General features: G+C 65.4%; 13 protein-coding genes. 11 read left to right on the plus strand and 2 right to left on the minus strand.

Going from position 1 to position 16,847, the window contains the following annotated elements:
- Positions 1-4: 4 nt before the first annotated feature.
- The 3 genes from QTI24_RS05470 (at position 5) to QTI24_RS05480 (ending at position 2,893) form a co-directional block, all read left to right on the plus strand.
- A complete protein-coding gene (locus QTI24_RS05470; RefSeq protein WP_286598846.1) occupies positions 5-574 on the plus strand; it encodes a hypothetical protein in 570 nt (189 codons plus the stop codon).
- Between the two features lie 186 nt (positions 575-760).
- Positions 761-997, plus strand: coding sequence for a hypothetical protein (locus tag QTI24_RS05475; protein WP_286598847.1), 237 nt, complete (start codon positions 761-763; stop codon positions 995-997).
- Positions 998-1,204: 207 nt separating this feature from the next.
- Positions 1,205-2,893: a tannase/feruloyl esterase family alpha/beta hydrolase gene (locus tag QTI24_RS05480; protein ID WP_503011218.1), complete on the plus strand. Its 1,689-nt coding sequence runs from the start codon at positions 1,205-1,207 to the stop codon at positions 2,891-2,893.
- Between the two features lie 39 nt (positions 2,894-2,932).
- Here the strand turns inward: QTI24_RS05480 and QTI24_RS05485 are convergent, their stop codons facing one another.
- Together QTI24_RS05485 and QTI24_RS05490 are read right to left on the minus strand one after the other, a co-directional pair.
- Positions 2,933-3,241, minus strand: coding sequence for a hypothetical protein (locus tag QTI24_RS05485; protein WP_286598849.1), 309 nt, complete (start codon positions 3,239-3,241; stop codon positions 2,933-2,935).
- A 94-nt stretch (positions 3,242-3,335) separates the two neighbouring features.
- The gene (locus tag QTI24_RS05490; protein ID WP_286598850.1) at positions 3,336-4,196 is read right to left on the minus strand and encodes a phosphatase PAP2 family protein; all 861 of its coding nucleotides are present in this window, start codon (positions 4,194-4,196) and stop codon (positions 3,336-3,338) included.
- Between the two features lie 210 nt (positions 4,197-4,406).
- On the opposite strand from QTI24_RS05490, the gene QTI24_RS05495 reads away from it, so the two are divergent.
- The 8 genes from QTI24_RS05495 (at position 4,407) to QTI24_RS05530 (ending at position 16,801) form a co-directional block, all read left to right on the plus strand.
- Positions 4,407-6,371 carry a putative Ig domain-containing protein gene (locus tag QTI24_RS05495; protein WP_286598851.1) on the plus strand — a complete coding sequence of 655 codons (1,965 nt, stop codon included), beginning with the start codon at positions 4,407-4,409 and terminating at the stop codon, positions 6,369-6,371.
- 735 nt (positions 6,372-7,106) lie between these two features.
- Entirely contained in the window at positions 7,107-7,775 is a 669-nt protein-coding gene (locus QTI24_RS05500; RefSeq protein ID WP_286598852.1) for a response regulator, read from the plus strand.
- Positions 7,772-9,172 (plus strand): sensor histidine kinase, encoded by a 1,401-nt coding sequence (locus QTI24_RS05505; protein ID WP_286598853.1) that lies wholly within the window; start codon positions 7,772-7,774, stop codon positions 9,170-9,172. The genes QTI24_RS05500 and QTI24_RS05505 overlap by 4 nt, the downstream gene beginning before the upstream one ends.
- Positions 9,173-9,267: 95 nt before the next feature.
- Entirely contained in the window at positions 9,268-10,257 is a 990-nt protein-coding gene (locus QTI24_RS05510; RefSeq protein WP_503011203.1) for a Bug family tripartite tricarboxylate transporter substrate binding protein, read from the plus strand.
- A 103-nt stretch (positions 10,258-10,360) separates the two neighbouring features.
- Positions 10,361-11,671: an ATP citrate lyase citrate-binding domain-containing protein gene (locus QTI24_RS05515; protein WP_286598854.1), complete on the plus strand. Its 1,311-nt coding sequence runs from the start codon at positions 10,361-10,363 to the stop codon at positions 11,669-11,671.
- Between the two features lie 13 nt (positions 11,672-11,684).
- The gene (locus QTI24_RS05520; protein ID WP_286598855.1) at positions 11,685-14,405 is read left to right on the plus strand and encodes a CoA-binding protein; all 2,721 of its coding nucleotides are present in this window, start codon (positions 11,685-11,687) and stop codon (positions 14,403-14,405) included.
- 20 nt (positions 14,406-14,425) lie between these two features.
- Complete coding sequence (locus QTI24_RS05525; RefSeq protein WP_286598856.1) at positions 14,426-15,787, plus strand: MFS transporter; 1,362 nt, start codon at positions 14,426-14,428, stop codon at positions 15,785-15,787.
- 21 nt (positions 15,788-15,808) lie between these two features.
- On the plus strand, positions 15,809-16,801 hold the full coding sequence (locus QTI24_RS05530; protein WP_286598857.1) for a Bug family tripartite tricarboxylate transporter substrate binding protein: 993 nt from the start codon (positions 15,809-15,811) through the stop codon (positions 16,799-16,801).
- Positions 16,802-16,847: the final 46 nt, after the last annotated feature.

The raw sequence follows: 16,847 nt of genomic DNA on the forward strand, positions 1-16,847 counted from the left end.
CGGCATGCCCTCCGCCATCGAACTCTCCCAAGGGGATCCGGAACTCATCGCGGCCATTCGGCGCAGCCGACGTCTTCTCGGCCGGAAGGCGCTGATGGCTGCTGCGGTGGGCGCGGTTCCCATTCCGGGCATCGACTGGGCCGCCGACGCGGCCTTGCTCGCGCGCGTGATTCCGCAGATCAGCGCCGAATTCGGACTCTCTGTGACGCAAGTTGACAAGCTTGCGCCGTCCGAAAGGGAGCGTATACGAAAGGCGGCCGCTACCGTGGGCGCGCTTCTGGTGGGCAGGCTGGTCACGCGCGAGTTGCTGATCAAGCTGGCGCGACACGCCGGGGTGAAGCTGACGACCAAGCAAGCCGCCAAGTACGTGCCGATCGTCGGCCAGGCGATCTCCGCCACGCTGAGCTACGCCGCCATGCGCGCGTTGGGCGAACTTCACATCAAGGATTGCGTACAGGTGGCGCAGACCCTGCGACACCTGCTGCCACCGGCATCAGGCAGCGAGCCGCGCGTCGAGGCGGCGGCGCGGCCGTCGCGCATCGGCGGTGTGTGGAATCGCCTTCGCCTGCGCTGAGGCCGTCCCAAGCATATCCATGACGCGTTGTTGGACTACCACGACAAGCGGAGAATGTCGATCGTCAGGCCGATGGATAATGCACAAACTCATCCAATACAGCGAAGCTGGGGGTGAGTCCCTAGAGGTAAAAGTACGGATCAAGCTAAGGTCCATTCCGCACGACAGAATTCGGAGGAGCGGAAGATGAACGAGACAGACCTTGCAGCGTCGGTAGAGCGGTTGATGGCCCGCGTCGACTATTACCTGCACTGCGAGTTGGACGAAGAGTACGACCACGACCGACCGGACACCGCGCGCCGGTTGCTGGAAGCGGCTTTGCGACAGGAACTGGTCCGTGCGAGTGCCGTGGGCGTCGTTTCCGCCATTGCGGGTTCTCACCACGCCCTGTTCGACGAGAACGAGGCTCCGGGCGACGCCTGAAGTGCGTAGCAGATAAGCAAGGCCGCATCAGCGGCCTTTTTTCTGCTCGATCGATCAGGACTCCCGCGCTCTGCTCGGGTTTGCACTAACCGTTTTGATTTCGATAAAAACCTATGGTTATCTTCGATAATCGTATTGGCCCACCACAGGCCAATTCACCAGGAGATCGACCATGGTGCAAATCTACCGGCCCTTCGACCGACGACGCTGCTGATCGGTACAGAGGCGGTCCTCGCAGCGTGCGGAGGGGGAGGCGGCGGCGGCTTCGTGCTGCCCCCGGCAACGACGCAGGCCCAGCCCGGCAAGCTTCTGTACTGCGACGACCTCGCGGCCAAGGCTGCCCGGCCCGGCACCGTCTACACCTCCGTGGCACCCGTGGCAGCCGGCGCCCTGACCGTCGCAGGCATCAGCACGCAAGTGCCTGCCCATTGCCTTGTCAAAGGCAAGATGAACGAGCGCACCGGCCCCGTCGACGAGCAGACCTACGCCATCGGCTTCGAGATGCGCTTGCCGGTTGACTGGAACGGCCGTTTCTTCTACCAGGCCAACGGCGGGCTCGACGGCAGCGTGGTGACGGCGACAGGTGGCGTCGGCGGTGCCGGGCCGCTCTCGACCGCTTTGCACATGGGTTTCGCCGTGATCAGCTCGGATGCCGGCCATTCGGCGCCGACGCCCAGCTTCGGTCTGGACCCGCAAGCGCGGGTGGACTATGGCTACAACGCCGTGGCGCAACTCACGCCGATGGCCAAGAACCTGATCACCAAGGCCTATGGTCGCGGGCCCGATCGCTCGTACCTTGGCGGGTGCTCCAACGGCGGCCGGCACGCCATGGTGGCGGCCTCGCGCCACGCGGATCAGTACGACGGCTTCCTTGCCGGCGACCCGGGTTTCAACCTGCCCAAGGCGGCAGTCGCGCAACTCTATGGCGTGCAGCAATACGCTACCGTCACGACAGGCCTGACCGCGCAGGGCAAGCCCGATCTGCAAACCGCATTCACCCCGGTGGAGCTGAACACGGTCGCCAAGGCCGTGGCAGCGCGCTGTGACGCACTCGATGGATTGACCGACGGCATCGTCTCCGACATTCCAACATGCCGGACCGCCTTCAACCTGGCCACGGATGTCCCCTCGTGCTCGGGCGCGCGAGACGGAACCTGCCTGACCGACGCACAGAAGACCGCGCTGTCGAACGTCTTCGCCGGCGCCCGGAACAGCGCCGGCACCGCGATCTACAGCACTTTCCCATTCGACGCAGGCATCAACGGCACCAACTCTCGCCAATGGAAGTTCGCCAACTCGCAGGTCCTGGACACGGGCGCGGTGGGTTTCGTGTTCAGCACGCCGCCCCTGGGCCCGAACCGGCCTTCCGGTATCGACTTCGCGCTGACATTCAACATGGATACCGACGCGCCGAGCATCTACGCGGCGAGCGGCGTCTACGCCGAGTCTTCCATGTCGTTCATGACGCCCCCGAATCCGACGCAGATGAAGAACCTGCGCGAACGCGGCAGCAAGCTGCTGGTGTACCACGGCACCAGCGACCCGGTATTTTCCTCGGACGACACGACCAATTGGTATGAAGGCCTGCGCGCAAACAACGGCGGCGATGCGTCTGCCTTTGCGCGCTACTTCCCCGTGCCCGGCATGAACCATTGCGCCGGCGGCCCGGCGACGGATCAGTTCGACATGCTCTCGCCGCTCATCGCATGGGTCGAGCAAGGCAAGGCTCCGGATTCGGTGAAGGCGACGGCCAGAGGCACGGGTGCCAATGTGGTCAACGCCGAAATACCCGCGGGCTGGTCTGCCAGCCGGACGCGGCCCCTGTGCCCCTACCCAAAGGTGGCGACCTACACCGGCAGCAATCCGGAAGACGCGGCAAGCTTCAGTTGCAAGTAGCGCAAGCGCGTTGCGGCGCTGAACCGGGGTCGTAGCTCTTCACGACCTCCCGGCGCCGCCGCGCTTCCTGGCAGAGCTGTCGCCCCAGACCATTGAGATCAAGCCGAAGATCAACAGCCAGACAACACCAGAGAAGATCGCGCCGCCCCAGTGCATCCCGGTGTCGCAGTTCAAGTCCAGGAACTTCGAGAGGGTGGAGCTTCTGTCGATGGCCAGCGTTGCGAATCGCGCGGGCAGGTAGTAGAGAAACTGCAACCACTCCAACAGGTCGCTCACGGAGATTCGGCTATCCCTGTTGGTGTCGACGACGATCTCGAGCCTCTGGCAATGATCTGCGAATATGACCATCCTTCACTCTCCGCAAGGAAATTCACGGGATCATCCCACGCAAAGTGAAACAGGCGCGGCTTGCGCGCCCTCCTTCGCCGAAGAGGAAGTTTTTTCACCAGCGGGCAGCGATATGGACGCCGACGTAGCGATGGCCGACCGCCGGCATGACGACGACCTTGGATTCGGGCTCCACGAGCCACCAGGCAGACAGTTCCGACACCAGAGCCGCGCCGGCGATATCGCCCCAGCGGTGCCGGTCGGCGGCCACGCGGGTGTACCCGACGTACAACCCGGCGAGGTAGAGCGGCCACGCGACGTCGAACCCGTGGCGCCGACGCACGTAGGCCGCCGACGAGAAGACGCGTGCTGCGTGGCCCGACGGAAACGAATTGTCGTTGCTCCCGTCAGGCCGCTCGACGTGGGTCAGCCGGCCAAGCACGTCGGTGGTGGCGGCGCTGACTGCGAACGTCATTGCGTACTGCCATGCGCCGTCCTTATCGCCCCGGTACAACTCCGTGCCGAGTGTGGCAAGAGGTATGGCCGTCGCCAGGAAGTCGCCGAGTTGCCGTTGCGAATCAGTGTCGGCGCGGGACTCATCGGAGCCGACAAGCAGGCACGACAGGAAGACGGCCGCCGCAACGCACGCATGGCGCAACCTAAGCGGACGTGATACCAACTGACGAACCCGGATCATCGTCGCGTAAACGTACGTCTTGCTTATGAATGGATGCTGAACCGTCGCCTTCCAGTGCGGGGCAAGGCCGGCCGCATTACGCAACGCATCGGGTCTTTCACCATCAGGAGCGTCGACTTCATTGATCCTGTCCCTAGGTCGATCGACCTCCGATTCGAGCAGCACAGCGAGGGCAGCACACGGCTCGTTCAACTTCGTACGAGAGGACGCATCAGAACCTGCTCCCATGCCGCCAAAGAACGCAACTGAACTGACCAGCTTGCTCCAAGATTGGTTCAAGTCATGGCGCCGGTCTGTGCAAAGGGCGTCTTACGGAGGGGTGGCGACACCCGGCGGCCTGGGCTCCGCAATCAGTCAGCTGAAGATGCTGCGTCACGCTTAGTGCGGCGCACACCCTTCGTTCCGCGCTTGGCAGCGCGGCAATGGAGTGGACAGCCGCTAGTACCCGGCTGCATACTGCCGGCCCTCTGGCGAGGGAAGGGGTCGGCAATGAAGACGACATCTTGGTCAGGCGCCTTGCGCCTCCTGGCATGGAGCCTGAGCATCCTGGCCCTGCTGTGCATGGGTGCATGCGGCGGCGGCGATGGCGGTGGCTTCTTCCTCCCGGCCACGACGTCGCCCCCCGCGGGATTGCACTACGAGCGCAATGCCATCGCGTATACGTTGGGCCGTCAGATCAAGCCGAACGCGCCGATCAGCAGTGGAGGCCCGATCCTCCGCTATGCCGTCCGTCCGGCATTGCCCGACGGGCTCCAGATCGACCAGGCGACTGGAATCATCAGTGGCACGCCGCAGGTGCTGGCGGCCCCGGCCCTCTACGCCGTCACCGGCAGCAACTTCGCGGGCTCGGTCACGACCGGCCTGCTGATCGCGGTCAGGGCCAAGGCAGAACCGCCTGTGAATCTGAGTTTCGAGAACCAGAATGCCATCTACACCATCGGCCAGCCCATCCCGCCGAATCACCCCTCCGTGGAGGGCGGTGATGTCGGCAGCTTCACAGTGCAGCCCGCGCTGCCCGACGGCCTGGCGATCGCCCCCGCCACCGGCGTCATCTCCGGCACGCCCAGTCGGCTCGCTGCTTCGGCGGGCTTCACTGTCACCGCCAGCAACAGCGCCGGTTCGACCAGCACTGTGCTGCAGATCGAGGTCCGCCAGCCGCCCGGCGTGGCGCCCACCTCGCTGAACTACCAGGAACCGAAGGCCCTGTACGCCACAGGCAAGCCCATCACGCCCAACATGCCGCACAGCACCGGCGGCCCGATCGATGCCTTCGCCGTGACGCCGACGCTGCCCCTCGAATTGAGCATCGATGCCTCCACCGGTGTCATCTCCGGCACGCCGCACGACGCAAACACTGCGGCCAACTACACGGTGACGGGCAGCAATGCGGCGGGATCGGTCTCCGCGACGGTGAACATCCAGGTGGTGCTCGCCGGCACGGATGCGCCCATCAGCTCCATGGACACTGCACGCACCAACCACACCGCGACCCTGCTGACGATGGGCAAGGTACTGGTCGCAGGGGGACACAACGACAACAGCACCCTGGCATCGGCGGCACTGTACGAGCCGGGCACCGACCTGTGGACGGAAACCGCCTCGATGAGCGCAACTCGCTTCTTCCACACCGCGACCTTGCTGCCGAATGGCCGGGTACTGGTCGCGGGAGGAGAGGACCTCGACGGCGCATTCCGCGCCTCGGCGGAGCTCTACGACCCCGCCACCGGCCTGTGGACGCCAACCAGCGCCATGAGCGTGGCGCGCAGCGGCCACACGGCGACCCTGTTGCCGAATGGCCAGGTTCTGGTAGCAGGAGGAACCAACGGCGGCTATCTCGCTACGGCGGAGTTGTACGATCCCGCCACCGGCCGCTGGGCGGCAACCGCCGGCCCCATGAACACCGCTCGCAGCGTGTTCACCGCCACCCTGCTGACGGATGGCCGGGTGCTGGTCGCGGGAGGAACGAACGGCAGCCCCCTCGCCGCGGCGGAGCTCTACGACCCTGCCACCGCCCAGTGGACGCCGACCGCACCCTTGCTCGCCGCTCGTCTTACCCATACCGCGACCCTGCTGCCGGACGGAACGGTGCTAGTGGCCGGAGGAAACGGCGGCAACGCAGGCGGTGGCTCTCTCGCTTCGGCGGAGCGCTACAACCCCTCCTCCAGCGCCTGGACGGCCACCGGCTCCATGAGCACCGGCCGCACCGGTGCCACCGCGGCCGCCCTCCAGATCGATGGCCAGGTGCTGGCCGCGGGGGGCTACAACAGCAGCGACATCACGCAGGCCACGATGGATCTCTACGACCCTGTCAGCGGCTCGTGGACGGCCACTGGCGCCATGATCGCCGCACGCTACTTCCACACCGCGACCCTGTTGCCGCATGGCCATGTGCTGCTCGTGGGGGGGGCCAACGACTCCACCTCTCTCGCAACGGCGGAGTTGTATTTGCCGTAGTAGCGCCGCGCTGGTGTTCAGCACGTCCAGATCCTTGATGGGGCCTTCGATGTTGGGGGCGGATATTCCTCAGCCACGCAAATCTCGTGATTCCTGCCCGCGATGCGCTTGGGATCGGGAGGCCTGCGGGGCACGGCCGGCGGACAAGACTATCGAGCGGGATCGGCCAAGCTTGCCCTTGAAAGTTCGCGGCTATCTGTGACCCCTGACGTATCGCTAGGGGTGCCGTCCCGCTTCGCCATTTCTCGTGCGCGGAAGATGTCCTCGGCCTGGATCTTCTCGACGGCGATTCTTGCTGGCTCTTGAATGCTTCGCTCAGTCGCGGGATCTCCGCAAGGTCGCTCCGTCAAGGTAATGCGGCCGTCGGGGCCTTTGCATCGGTTCACTGGATCATCCGCCGCAAGTGAGAACTGGGCGGTTGTGGTCAATGAGAGGATGACGAGGAGGCGCGAAGCATTCATGGGCTGATGATAGGGCTGCGCACTAAATGACGTCCACCAACGGAAGTCCTCTTGTCTCACGGCTGACGGGGCCGGGCGTGGCCGATTTCGCAGCTACCTGCAAAAGGAAGTTCGCAAATGGGACGCGAACAGTCAGGAGCACGCGTTCGATCTTGGACCTCGAATTGGAACTGTCGGCGACAAGCTTCCGCATGCTCGACCGGCATCTCCCGAGGCAGTCGTGTTCCGACGTGCGATGCACAATGTTGGCTCAATCAGATCCGGATTCATTGCCATGCGCATCCTGTTGGCTGAAGACGAAGCAGGTCTGGCAACCTGGCTGACCCGCGCGCTGGAGCAAAGCGATTTCCGGGTCGATTGGGTGGCCGATGGGCGAATGGTGCGACGCGCCGTCAAGGACACGCGCTACGACGCATTGATCCTCGACCTGGGCCTGCCGGGCTTGGGCGGCCACGAAGTGCTCGCAGACCTTCGTGCGGCCGACCAGCGCATGCCCATCCTCATCCTCACCGCGCGGGACTCGCTCATGGAGCGCGTGAGCAGCCTGACCGAGGGTGCCGACGATTTTCTGGCCAAGCCTTTCGAGCTCGCCGAACTGGAAGCCCGGCTGATCGCCCTCATTCGCCGCTCGCGCGGTGGAGACCATCCGAGATTTGCTTGCGGGCCCCTCGCCTACGACGCCGGCACCAAGCAGTTCGTGCTCGGGCATGAAAGCCTGGTGCTGACGCCGCGCGAACATGCCGTGCTGCGTACCCTGATCCAGCACAGCGGCCAGCCACTGTCCAAGCAGGAAATCCTCGAGCGGGTCTTCTCCGACGAGCAGGACGTGAGCCCGGAAGCGATCGAAGTCCTGGTGCATCGCCTGCGCAAGCGCCTCGAGGCCAGCCCGGTGCGCGTCACCACGCTGCGCGGCCTCGGCTACGTGCTCGAATCCGGCACATGACGTTTGCGGCCTGGCACGGAGCAAGCTTGCGGCGCAAGCTGCTGCTCGTCCTGCTGCCCGGCATGCTGCTGCTCGTCATGGCCGAGCTTTGGCTCACATGGCGCACGTCCCTGGACGCCGCCAATGCGGCCTATGACCGCTCGCTGCTCGGTGCCATCAAGGCCATCGATGCGAACATCTCTACGGAAAGCGGTGGCCTGTCAGTCGAACTGCCCTACCGCATGCTCGAATTCTTCGAGCTCACGGCGAGCGGGCAGGTCTACTACCGCGTCGCGACCGAGGATTCGCTGGTCGAGATCGGCAATGCAGACTTGCCGGCACCGACGGCCCCCCTGGTGACCGGCCAGCCCCGCTTCGAGGATTCGCGCTACTTCGACGAAGCGGTGCGCGTGGGAACCTATGCGCGCGTGCTCAACGAACCCATTGGAGGAGGCCAGCGCGATCAGCGCGTGATCATCCAGGTGGCCGAGACGCTGGGCTCGCGCACCACCTTCACCCGCAGCCTCGTATGGCAGTCGGTGCAGCGCGACCTGCTGCTGATTCTTTTGGCCAGCGCGCTGCTGGCCGTCGCCATCGGCTGGGCGCTGAAGCCCCTGCGGCGCTTGCACGACGAAGTGCGCTCGCGCGCACCGCAGGATCTCGCGCCGCTGGACACGCTGGACATTCCGGCGGACGTTCGTCCACTGGTCGACGCGATCAACCACCACGTCGTTCGAAATCGCGCGCTCACTGAAGCGCGCCGGCGCTTCATCGACGACGCGTCGCATCAGTTGCGCACACCGCTGGCCACGCTCGCGACACAGGTCGGCTACGCGCTGCGCGAGCCCGATCCGGAGCGCATGCGAGACGCCCTGACGGCCGTCAAGGCGCAACTGGACGAAGCCGTGCGCCAGACCAACCAGATGCTGTCCCTGGCGCGCACCGACGCCGTCGAGTTGGAGTTGGCGCCGATTGACCTGGTCGCATTGGCCCGGCAAAGCACGCGCGACTGGTGGCCGGCGGCGCGCGACAGCGGTATCGACCTGGGCTTCGAAAGCGCTTGCGAGCAACTCGACCTGCTCGCCCATGCGGCCCTGCTGCGCGAGGCTCTCTCCAATCTGCTGCACAACGCGATCCGCTACACGCCGCGCGGCGGCGAAGTCACTGTCGCCGTGCGCCAGGGCAATGCCGTCGCCATGCTCGAAGTCATCGACTCCGGGCCGGGCATCCCCGAGGATGAACTGCCGCGTGCCGGCGAGCGCTTCTTTCGGGCCAGCAACATGACGCTACCAGGCTCCGGCCTTGGCCTCTCCATCGTCCGCTCGATCGCCCAGCGCCACGGTGGCAGCCTGCGGCTGGCGAGCGGCAATGACGGTCGCGGACTGCTGGTGTCCATCGAACTCCCGATCACGCAATGACACGGGTTTTCACCTATGTTTTGCCGTTTTTTCTGAAAGCAGCCTGAAAGCGTCGTCTCGATACAGTGGGCTCACACCAAAAGAGACACGCCCCGATGCGATACGCCAAGATACCCCTTCTGCCACTGCTGTTCGCGCTTTGCACGGGCTTCATGCCAGCCCATGCGCTCGACCTCGACAAGACCCAGTGCGTCGCCGGGGCCAAGCCGGGCGGAGGTTTCGACGTGACCTGCAAGCTCGCGCAGGCCGGCTTGCTGGAAGGCCGGTACATCCAGGCGCCGATGCGCGTCAGCTACCTGCCTGGCGGCATCGGCGCTCTCGCATTCAATGCCTTCGTGACGCAGCGGCCCGCCGAGGCGGAGACGCTGGTGGCCTTCTCCAGCGGTTCGCTCCTGAACATCGCGCAGGGCAAGTTCGGCCCCCACGACGCGTCCGACGTCCGTTGGGTCGCGGGCGTGGCAGCCGACTACGGCGTGGTGATCGTGGCCGACAGCTCGCCTTTCAAGACGCTCAAGGACCTGATGGCCGCGATCAAGGCCGATCCGTCCAAGATCGTGTTCGGTGCCGGCGGCACCTTCGGCAGCCAGGACTGGATCAAGGCCGCCATGACCGCCCGTGCGGCGGGCGTCCACCATCGCAACATGCGCCTGGTCGCCTTCGAGGGCGGAGGCGAGGCGCTGACCGCGCTGCAGGGCCACCATGTGCAGGTGTACACGGGCGACGCCTCCGAGACGGCAACGCGCCTCGCGGCCGGCGCACCGATCCGCGTGCTGGCGGTGATGTCGGAGCAGCGCCTGCCCGGCCAACTGGCCCAGGTGCCGACGGCGCGCGAAGCGGGTTTTGACCTGGTCTGGCCGATCGTCCGCGGCTTCTACGTCGGCCCGAAGGTCAGCGACGCGGACTACAAGGCCTGGGTCGATGTGTTCACCCGAATGCTCGCCAGCAAGCCCTACGAGCAACTGCGCAGCGAACGCGGCTTGTACGCGTTCTCGATGACGGGTCCCGAACTCGATGCCTACGTGAAGCGCAGCGTGGGCAGTTATCGCAAGGTGGCCGAAGACTTCGGCCTCAAGGTCGCCAAGTAGCAGGCGGCAACCACAACCACATCCCCTGATCGCCATCGACCGGTGCTGCCCAGCACCGGCCCGGGCGGAGCTTTGTCTTTCTCAACTTCAAAGGAGCTCTCTTATGCAACTCACCGGCATGCTGCATGGCGCCAAACTGCTCGAACACGTGGAGTTCCCCACTTCCGACGTGCTCGGGCCGGATGCTTCCGAAGGCCAGATCCAGGACCTCATCAAGCGTCACGGACAGGTCTTCATCAAGCCGCTCTTTCGTGGCGGTGTGGGCAAGAAGGGCAAGTCGGGTCTGATTGGCAAGGCCAGCGACCTGAAGACCGCGCTGGCCGAGAAGGAGCGCCTGTACTTCGCGGAGCACCGGCACGGCAATGCGGTGGCCAAGGCCAACGGCGTCACCTTCGAAGGCGGCGTGCCGGCCGAGCATGAGATCTACTTTTCGATCACCGACGACACGCGCTTTCGCGCACCCACCATCACCATCACGCACAAGGGCGGAGTCGACATCGAGGAACTGGGCAAGGACGAGATCCGCACCGTTCCCTTCGATGCACTCACGGGCCTGAAGGCCTTCGTCATTGCCAACGCGCTGACCGACATCGGCGCGCCGCGCGAAGTCATCTCTCCGCTCGTGCAGCACCTGCCCAAGCTTTGGGAGCTGATGCATCACTACGGCATGACGACGCTGGAGCTGAACCCGATCCGCATGCGGGCGGACAAGAGCGGCCGCCTCACGCCCGTGGCCTGCGACTTCAAGTGCGGCTTCGACCGGGACGACCCGCGGGTGGCGCGCCTGGGCCTGCCCGACCATCTCTTCGCGGCCGACGTCTCTGCCTTCGAACAGGAAGTCAACGAGCTGCGCACGCACCAGGGCCAGTCGGACGTCTTCGTCATCAACGAGAGAGGCACCATCCTCGCGCCCACCTTCGGCGGCGGCGCCAACAGCCTCGTGACCGAAGTGCTGGGCGAAGCCGCCAGCATTTCGTCGGACTTCGGCGGCAACCCGCCCTACGAAAAGATGAAAGAGGTCGCGCGCATCTGCTACCGCCACTTCCTGCGTCAGTCGAACGTGCTGTTCATCATCGGCGGCAAGTCGAACAACACCGACATCCACGAGACGCTGCGTGCGATGGGCGACGCACTGCGCGAGCACTTCTCCGAGCACGGACCGACACCGCTGTACGTGGTGGTCGGGCGCGGCGGGCCGAACCTGGTGCGCGGCTTCGGGGCCTTGGCAGAGGCCTGCGATGCGCTCGGCGTGCCCTACCGCTTCTTCGGGTTCGACAGTGCGATCTCCGAGGTCGTGAACTACGCGAAGAAGGTCGATGAATGGATGAAGGCCGAAGGGCGCGCGCAGATCGCCGCGCACCTGGGCATCACGCCTTCCACCCCCCACACCACCCCTGACACCACCGCCCGCTGAGAGGAACCACGTCATGCACAACCAAGCCAACGGGGCGTCGTCCTCTTCGCCTTACTACCTCGGCATCCATTCGCTCGCGGACCTGGCCACACGCGGCGACCGCGTCTGCGTGCTCAACATCCTGGGCGGCGAGTCGCGCCAGGTCACGCCCACCAGCCATGTGTTCTCGGGCGGCAACGTGGTGTTCGGCACCTCGCCGGGACGCAGCGGCCAATCCCTCAAGACCGCCATCGGCGACATCCCCGTGTTCAACAACGTGCGCGAGGGACTGGATGCCGGTCATGTCTTCAACACCGGCGTCGTGTACCTGCCGCCTTCGGGCGTGCGCGACGGCGTGGCCGAACTCATCCGCGTCAATCCGGAGTTGAAGAAGATCGTCATCATCACCGAGAAGATCGCGGTGCACGATGCGCGCGAGATCCGCGCCATGGCACAGCAACGCGGCGTGGACATCATCGGCGGCAACTGCCTGGGCGTGGCCGACTCGTGGAGCCGCACGCGCATCGGCGGCGCACTGGGTGGCGACCATCCGGAGGAATCGCTGCTGCAAGGCACCGTGGCCATCTTCTCGAACTCCGGCGGCTTCACCAGCACGATCGCGCAATACCTTTCCACCGAAGGCTGGGGCACGACCACGCTGGTCTCGTCGGGCAAGGACGTCTACATCCACTACGCCGCGCGCGACTTCGCGCATGCGTTTCGCAATGACGGACGCTCCCGTGCCGCCGTGCTCTACGCCGAGCCCGGCGGCTACTACGAGCAGGATCTGGAATTCGGCAAGCCCGTGGTGGCCTGCGTGGTGGGACGGTGGAAATCCAAGCTCACCCGCGCCGTCGGGCACGCTGGCGCCATGGCAGGCTCGGGCGACCGCGCCGAGGACAAGGAGCGCTGGTTCATGGAGGCCTTCGGCGTGGACGGCCTGTACACGCCCGAGAACCCCATCGTCTCGCGCAAGGGCGCGGTGGTGACCAACATCGCGCACATTCCCGCGGCGCTGACCGCCGTCATGAAATTGAGCGACGCCAAGCCCGACTTCGCGCCACGCGGCAGCCTAGTCCTCAAGCCGTGGATGGCCAATGACCAGGGCATCGCCCTGCCCTCCGCCCTGGCACTGGACCCGGTCACCGCGCCTGAACCCTACGCGGCGCAGATCGCGGAACTCGGCGCGCAGGTGGGTGCCGTCATCGCGCGGCAGAACATGAAGGACCGCTCGGGTGCCTCGGTGATGGATTCGAAGACGCAGGTGACGTCGGTACATGGCAAGTCCGTGCTCGAACTCGCGCTCGAACCGCTGCAAGCCAACTTCGCGCTGCCGCTGGTGCACGAGGTCGCAGGTCCGAACGACCGGGCACTGCTCGACATCGCCGTCGCGGCCGAAGTGAACCTGGTGGGCGATCCGATCCTCGTGGCCGCCGATGCGGCGCGCGATGCCGGCAATTCGCCGAACACCGTGATGGCTGCGGCGGTCGCCATCGTCGGACCGCGCCGCGTGAGTCGCACGCTCGCCTGCAGTCGCGCGCTGATCGAGCTGTTCGCCGGTTCAGGCCTGAAGGATGGACACGACGAGAGCTTCGACTTCAGACACCTTTCGGTCGATCCGGCCGTGCGCGAACTCTTCATGGCCGGACCGGATGAGATCGGCGACCCGCGCCCGGCCGCGATGCTCGAAGCCGTGCGTCAACGCGGGGCCAAGTCGGTTTTCCTGCGTTTCGTACAGGCGCTGGACGGCCCGCCGTCACGCGACGCGCTGCTGGCAGCCATCGCCACGACGATCGCCTGGGGTCCACTGGTGCGCAAGCGCATCAGTCGTCTCACCGCCGAAACCTTGCCGTGGTACCTGCGCCTCTATGGCGTGATGGTCGGCGCATCGATCCCGGGCGACCAGCACCAGGCGGGCTCCCTGTGCGGCATCTCGCGCGAAGAACGCTTCGGCCACTGGACCATGGCCGACCTGTGCTTCCTGGCCATCACCGGCAAGAAGCCCAGCGAAGACGAATCGCGGCCTCTGCAGATGCTGATCGGCCTGTTGATCTCCAACGGTCCGGGCTCCATCTCAGCTCAGGGTGCGAAAGGCGCCGTTGCGGCGGACGGCCCACAGACGCCGGGCCGCGTCCAGATCAACAAGGCCATGGCCGGCTTCCTAACCCACACGGGCTACAGCCATGGCGGCAATGGCTTCGAAGGCATGGCCTTCCTGCTGGAGCAGTTCAAGTCCAGCGGCCTGGCCGATCCGACCGACCCCGCGCACGGCCTCGACCTCAAGGCCATGGCGGCCGCCTTCGCCAAGACCTACAAGGCCGACAAGCGCGCAGCGAAGGAACTGGGCAGCGAGGTGCGGGCCTTGCCGGGCGTGCATCACCCCGTGTTCAAGGGCAAGCCGGTCAACCACGACCCGCGCGAGCGCTTCATCGCCAGCTACATGGCGCAGCAGGGTGATTACAACGTCTTCCACGCCTACTACCTCGAACTGGTGCAGGCGCTCTATGCCAACGGTGCCACGCCCTACGTCTTCTGCGTCAACGTCGATGCCGTCATCGCGGCCCTGCTGCTGGCGCTGCTGTGGAAGGACTACAAGGCCGGCGCACTGACCGAGCGCGACCTGGAGGCCGCTGCGTTCACCGTCTTCCTCTACGGCCGAATGATCGGCGCCGCCGCCGAGATCGACGACCACCTCAACCGCGGCCGGAACATGGACACCCGCACGCCCGAGGCGTCGTGTTCCTTCGTAATGTGACCCACGTCTGGAGAACTTCGATGAACACCCATTCCCTCGCGTCGCAGCCCGCTGAAAAATCGGCCCTGGAGAAAGCCACCATGCGGCGGGTCGCCCTGCGCATCCTGCCTTTCCTGATGCTCTGCTACTTCATCGCCTACGTGGACCGCGTCAACGCCGGCTTCGCGGCACTGCAGATGAACAAGGACCTGGGCCTCTCGCAGGCGATGTTCGGGCTGGGCGGCAGCCTGTTCTTCATTGCCTACATCCTGTTCGAGATCCCCAGCAACCTCGCGCTGCAGAAATTCGGTGCGCGGCTGTGGATCGCGCGGATCATGGTCACCTGGGGCATCGTCGGAGCACTGGCCGCGTTCGCCGTCGGCCCGTACTCGTTCTACCTGGGCCGGTTCCTCCTGGGGGCTGCCGAAGCCGGGTTCTTTCCGGGCGTCATCCTGTACCTGACCTATTGGTTCCCCAAGCAGTACCGCGGCCGCATCGTGGCCACGTTCATGGTGGCGATCCCGATCTCGAGCCTGCTTGGCTCTCCGATCTCGGCCGCCCTGTTGGGCACCGATGGCTGGCTGGGATTGCGCGGCTGGCAATGGCTCTTCATCCTGGAGGCGATTCCTGCCGTGGTGCTGGGCGTCATGGTCTTCTTCATCCTGCCGAATCGCCCCGACAACGCGAAATGGTTGACCGGTGAACAGCGCGACTGGCTCAACGCCCGGTTGGAGTCCGAAAAGCAGGAGGCCAAGCCCGTCGCCCACATGTCGGTGCTGCAGATCCTGAAGAACAAGTACGTGCTGGCGCTCGCGGTCGTGTACGCCGGTAGCTCTGCCACCAGCAACGCGCTCTCGCTGTGGCAGCCGCAGATACTGAAGTCCCTCGGACTCACCACCATGGAGACGGGCCTGATGAACGGCATTCCCTTCGCCGTGGCGTCCGTCATCATGGTGCTGTGGGGCCGCCGCGCCGACAAGTCGGGCGAGCGCATCTGGAACACGGCATTGCCCTTGGCCCTGACCTCCGCCTGCCTGCTGGCGACACAGCTCACCGCCGGCTCGCTGGCCGCCACGATGGTCCTGCTGACCTTCGTTCTCGTGGGCACCTACTCGATCAAGGGTCCATTCTGGGCGCTATCGACCGAATGGCTTTCGGCAGGCAGCGCGGCAGCCGGCATCGCCGCCATCAACACACTGGCCCACATCGGCACCTCGAGCGCCACATGGATGCTGGGCGCCATCAAGGACGCGACCGGGAGCTATCCCCTGGCGCTGCTGCCGCTCGCGGTTCTGACGGGAACGGGCGCCGCGATCGTCCTCTGGATGGGCCGCAGCCAAGCGCGCGATGCGGCTGCATCCCTTCCAGTGGCAACCGCCGCCGTGCCGGTCCGCGTCGCCTGAGATCAACCAAGGAGAATCACCATGAACACTTTTCGTTTGACCCGTCGCAGCGCCCTGTGCCTGGGCGCCGCGTTGCCTGCCGCGGCGATGTTGCCACTGGCGGCAAGGGCCCAGGCCGCTTGGCCGAGCAGATCGATCCGCCTGGTAGTGCCCTTCGCACCGGGCGGAAGTTCGGAAATCGTGGCCCGTGCCACCGCTGCAGAGCTGACCAAGCTGCTGGGCCAGAGCGTCTATGTCGACAACAAGCCCGGGGGTGCCGGCAATGTCGCAATGAGCGAAGTGGCTCGCGCCGAAGACCAGCACACGCTAGTGCTCGGCCACATCGGCACCATCGCGGTCAATCCTTACATCTTTCCCAAGTTGCCCTACGACCCGGAAAAGGCGTTCAGGCCGATCTCGCTGCTCTCGAAAGTGCCAAGCCTGTACGTCGTGCGCCCCGATCTGCCCGCCAAAAATCTCAAGGAGTTCATAGCCTTGGCCAAATCCAAGCCAGGCGAGTTGAACTACGGCTCCGCTGGCAACGGCAGCGCGGGCCACCTCGCCTTTGAATACCTGAAGATGGTGAGCGACACCAACATTCTTCACGTCGCGTACCGAGGCACCGGGCCCCAACTCACCGATTTGATGGGCGGTCGCGTGGATGCCGCCGCGGTCGGCGCACCGGCCGTGATGGCGTTCATCAAATCGGGAAAGGTGCGCTGCATTGCCACAGGAACGAGCCAGCGGCTGGCGCAATTGCCCGATGTCCCGACAGTGGCCGAGCAGGGCTACCCCGGCTTCGAAATGACGCAGTGGTATGGGCTTCTTGCGCCAGCGTCATTGCCTCAGGCACACGCCGATAAACTCTCGGCGGCCGCAGCGCGTGCCGTCAAGGAGCCGGCGGCATTGAAGCTCTTCGAGTCAGAGGCCGCGATAGCGGTCGGCAGCACGGCCGCCGAGTTCGCGCGCTTCATCGAATCAGAGCAGCAGCGCTGGAAGCCTGTCATTGCCAAGGCTAAGATCAAGCCCGACTAATGGTCAACTGGCCGGTCTCGTGTCAGTACAGACATCTTCTCAGGCT

The organism is Variovorax sp. J22P240 (assembly GCF_030316855.1).
Taxonomy (GTDB): domain Bacteria; phylum Pseudomonadota; class Gammaproteobacteria; order Burkholderiales; family Burkholderiaceae_C; genus Variovorax.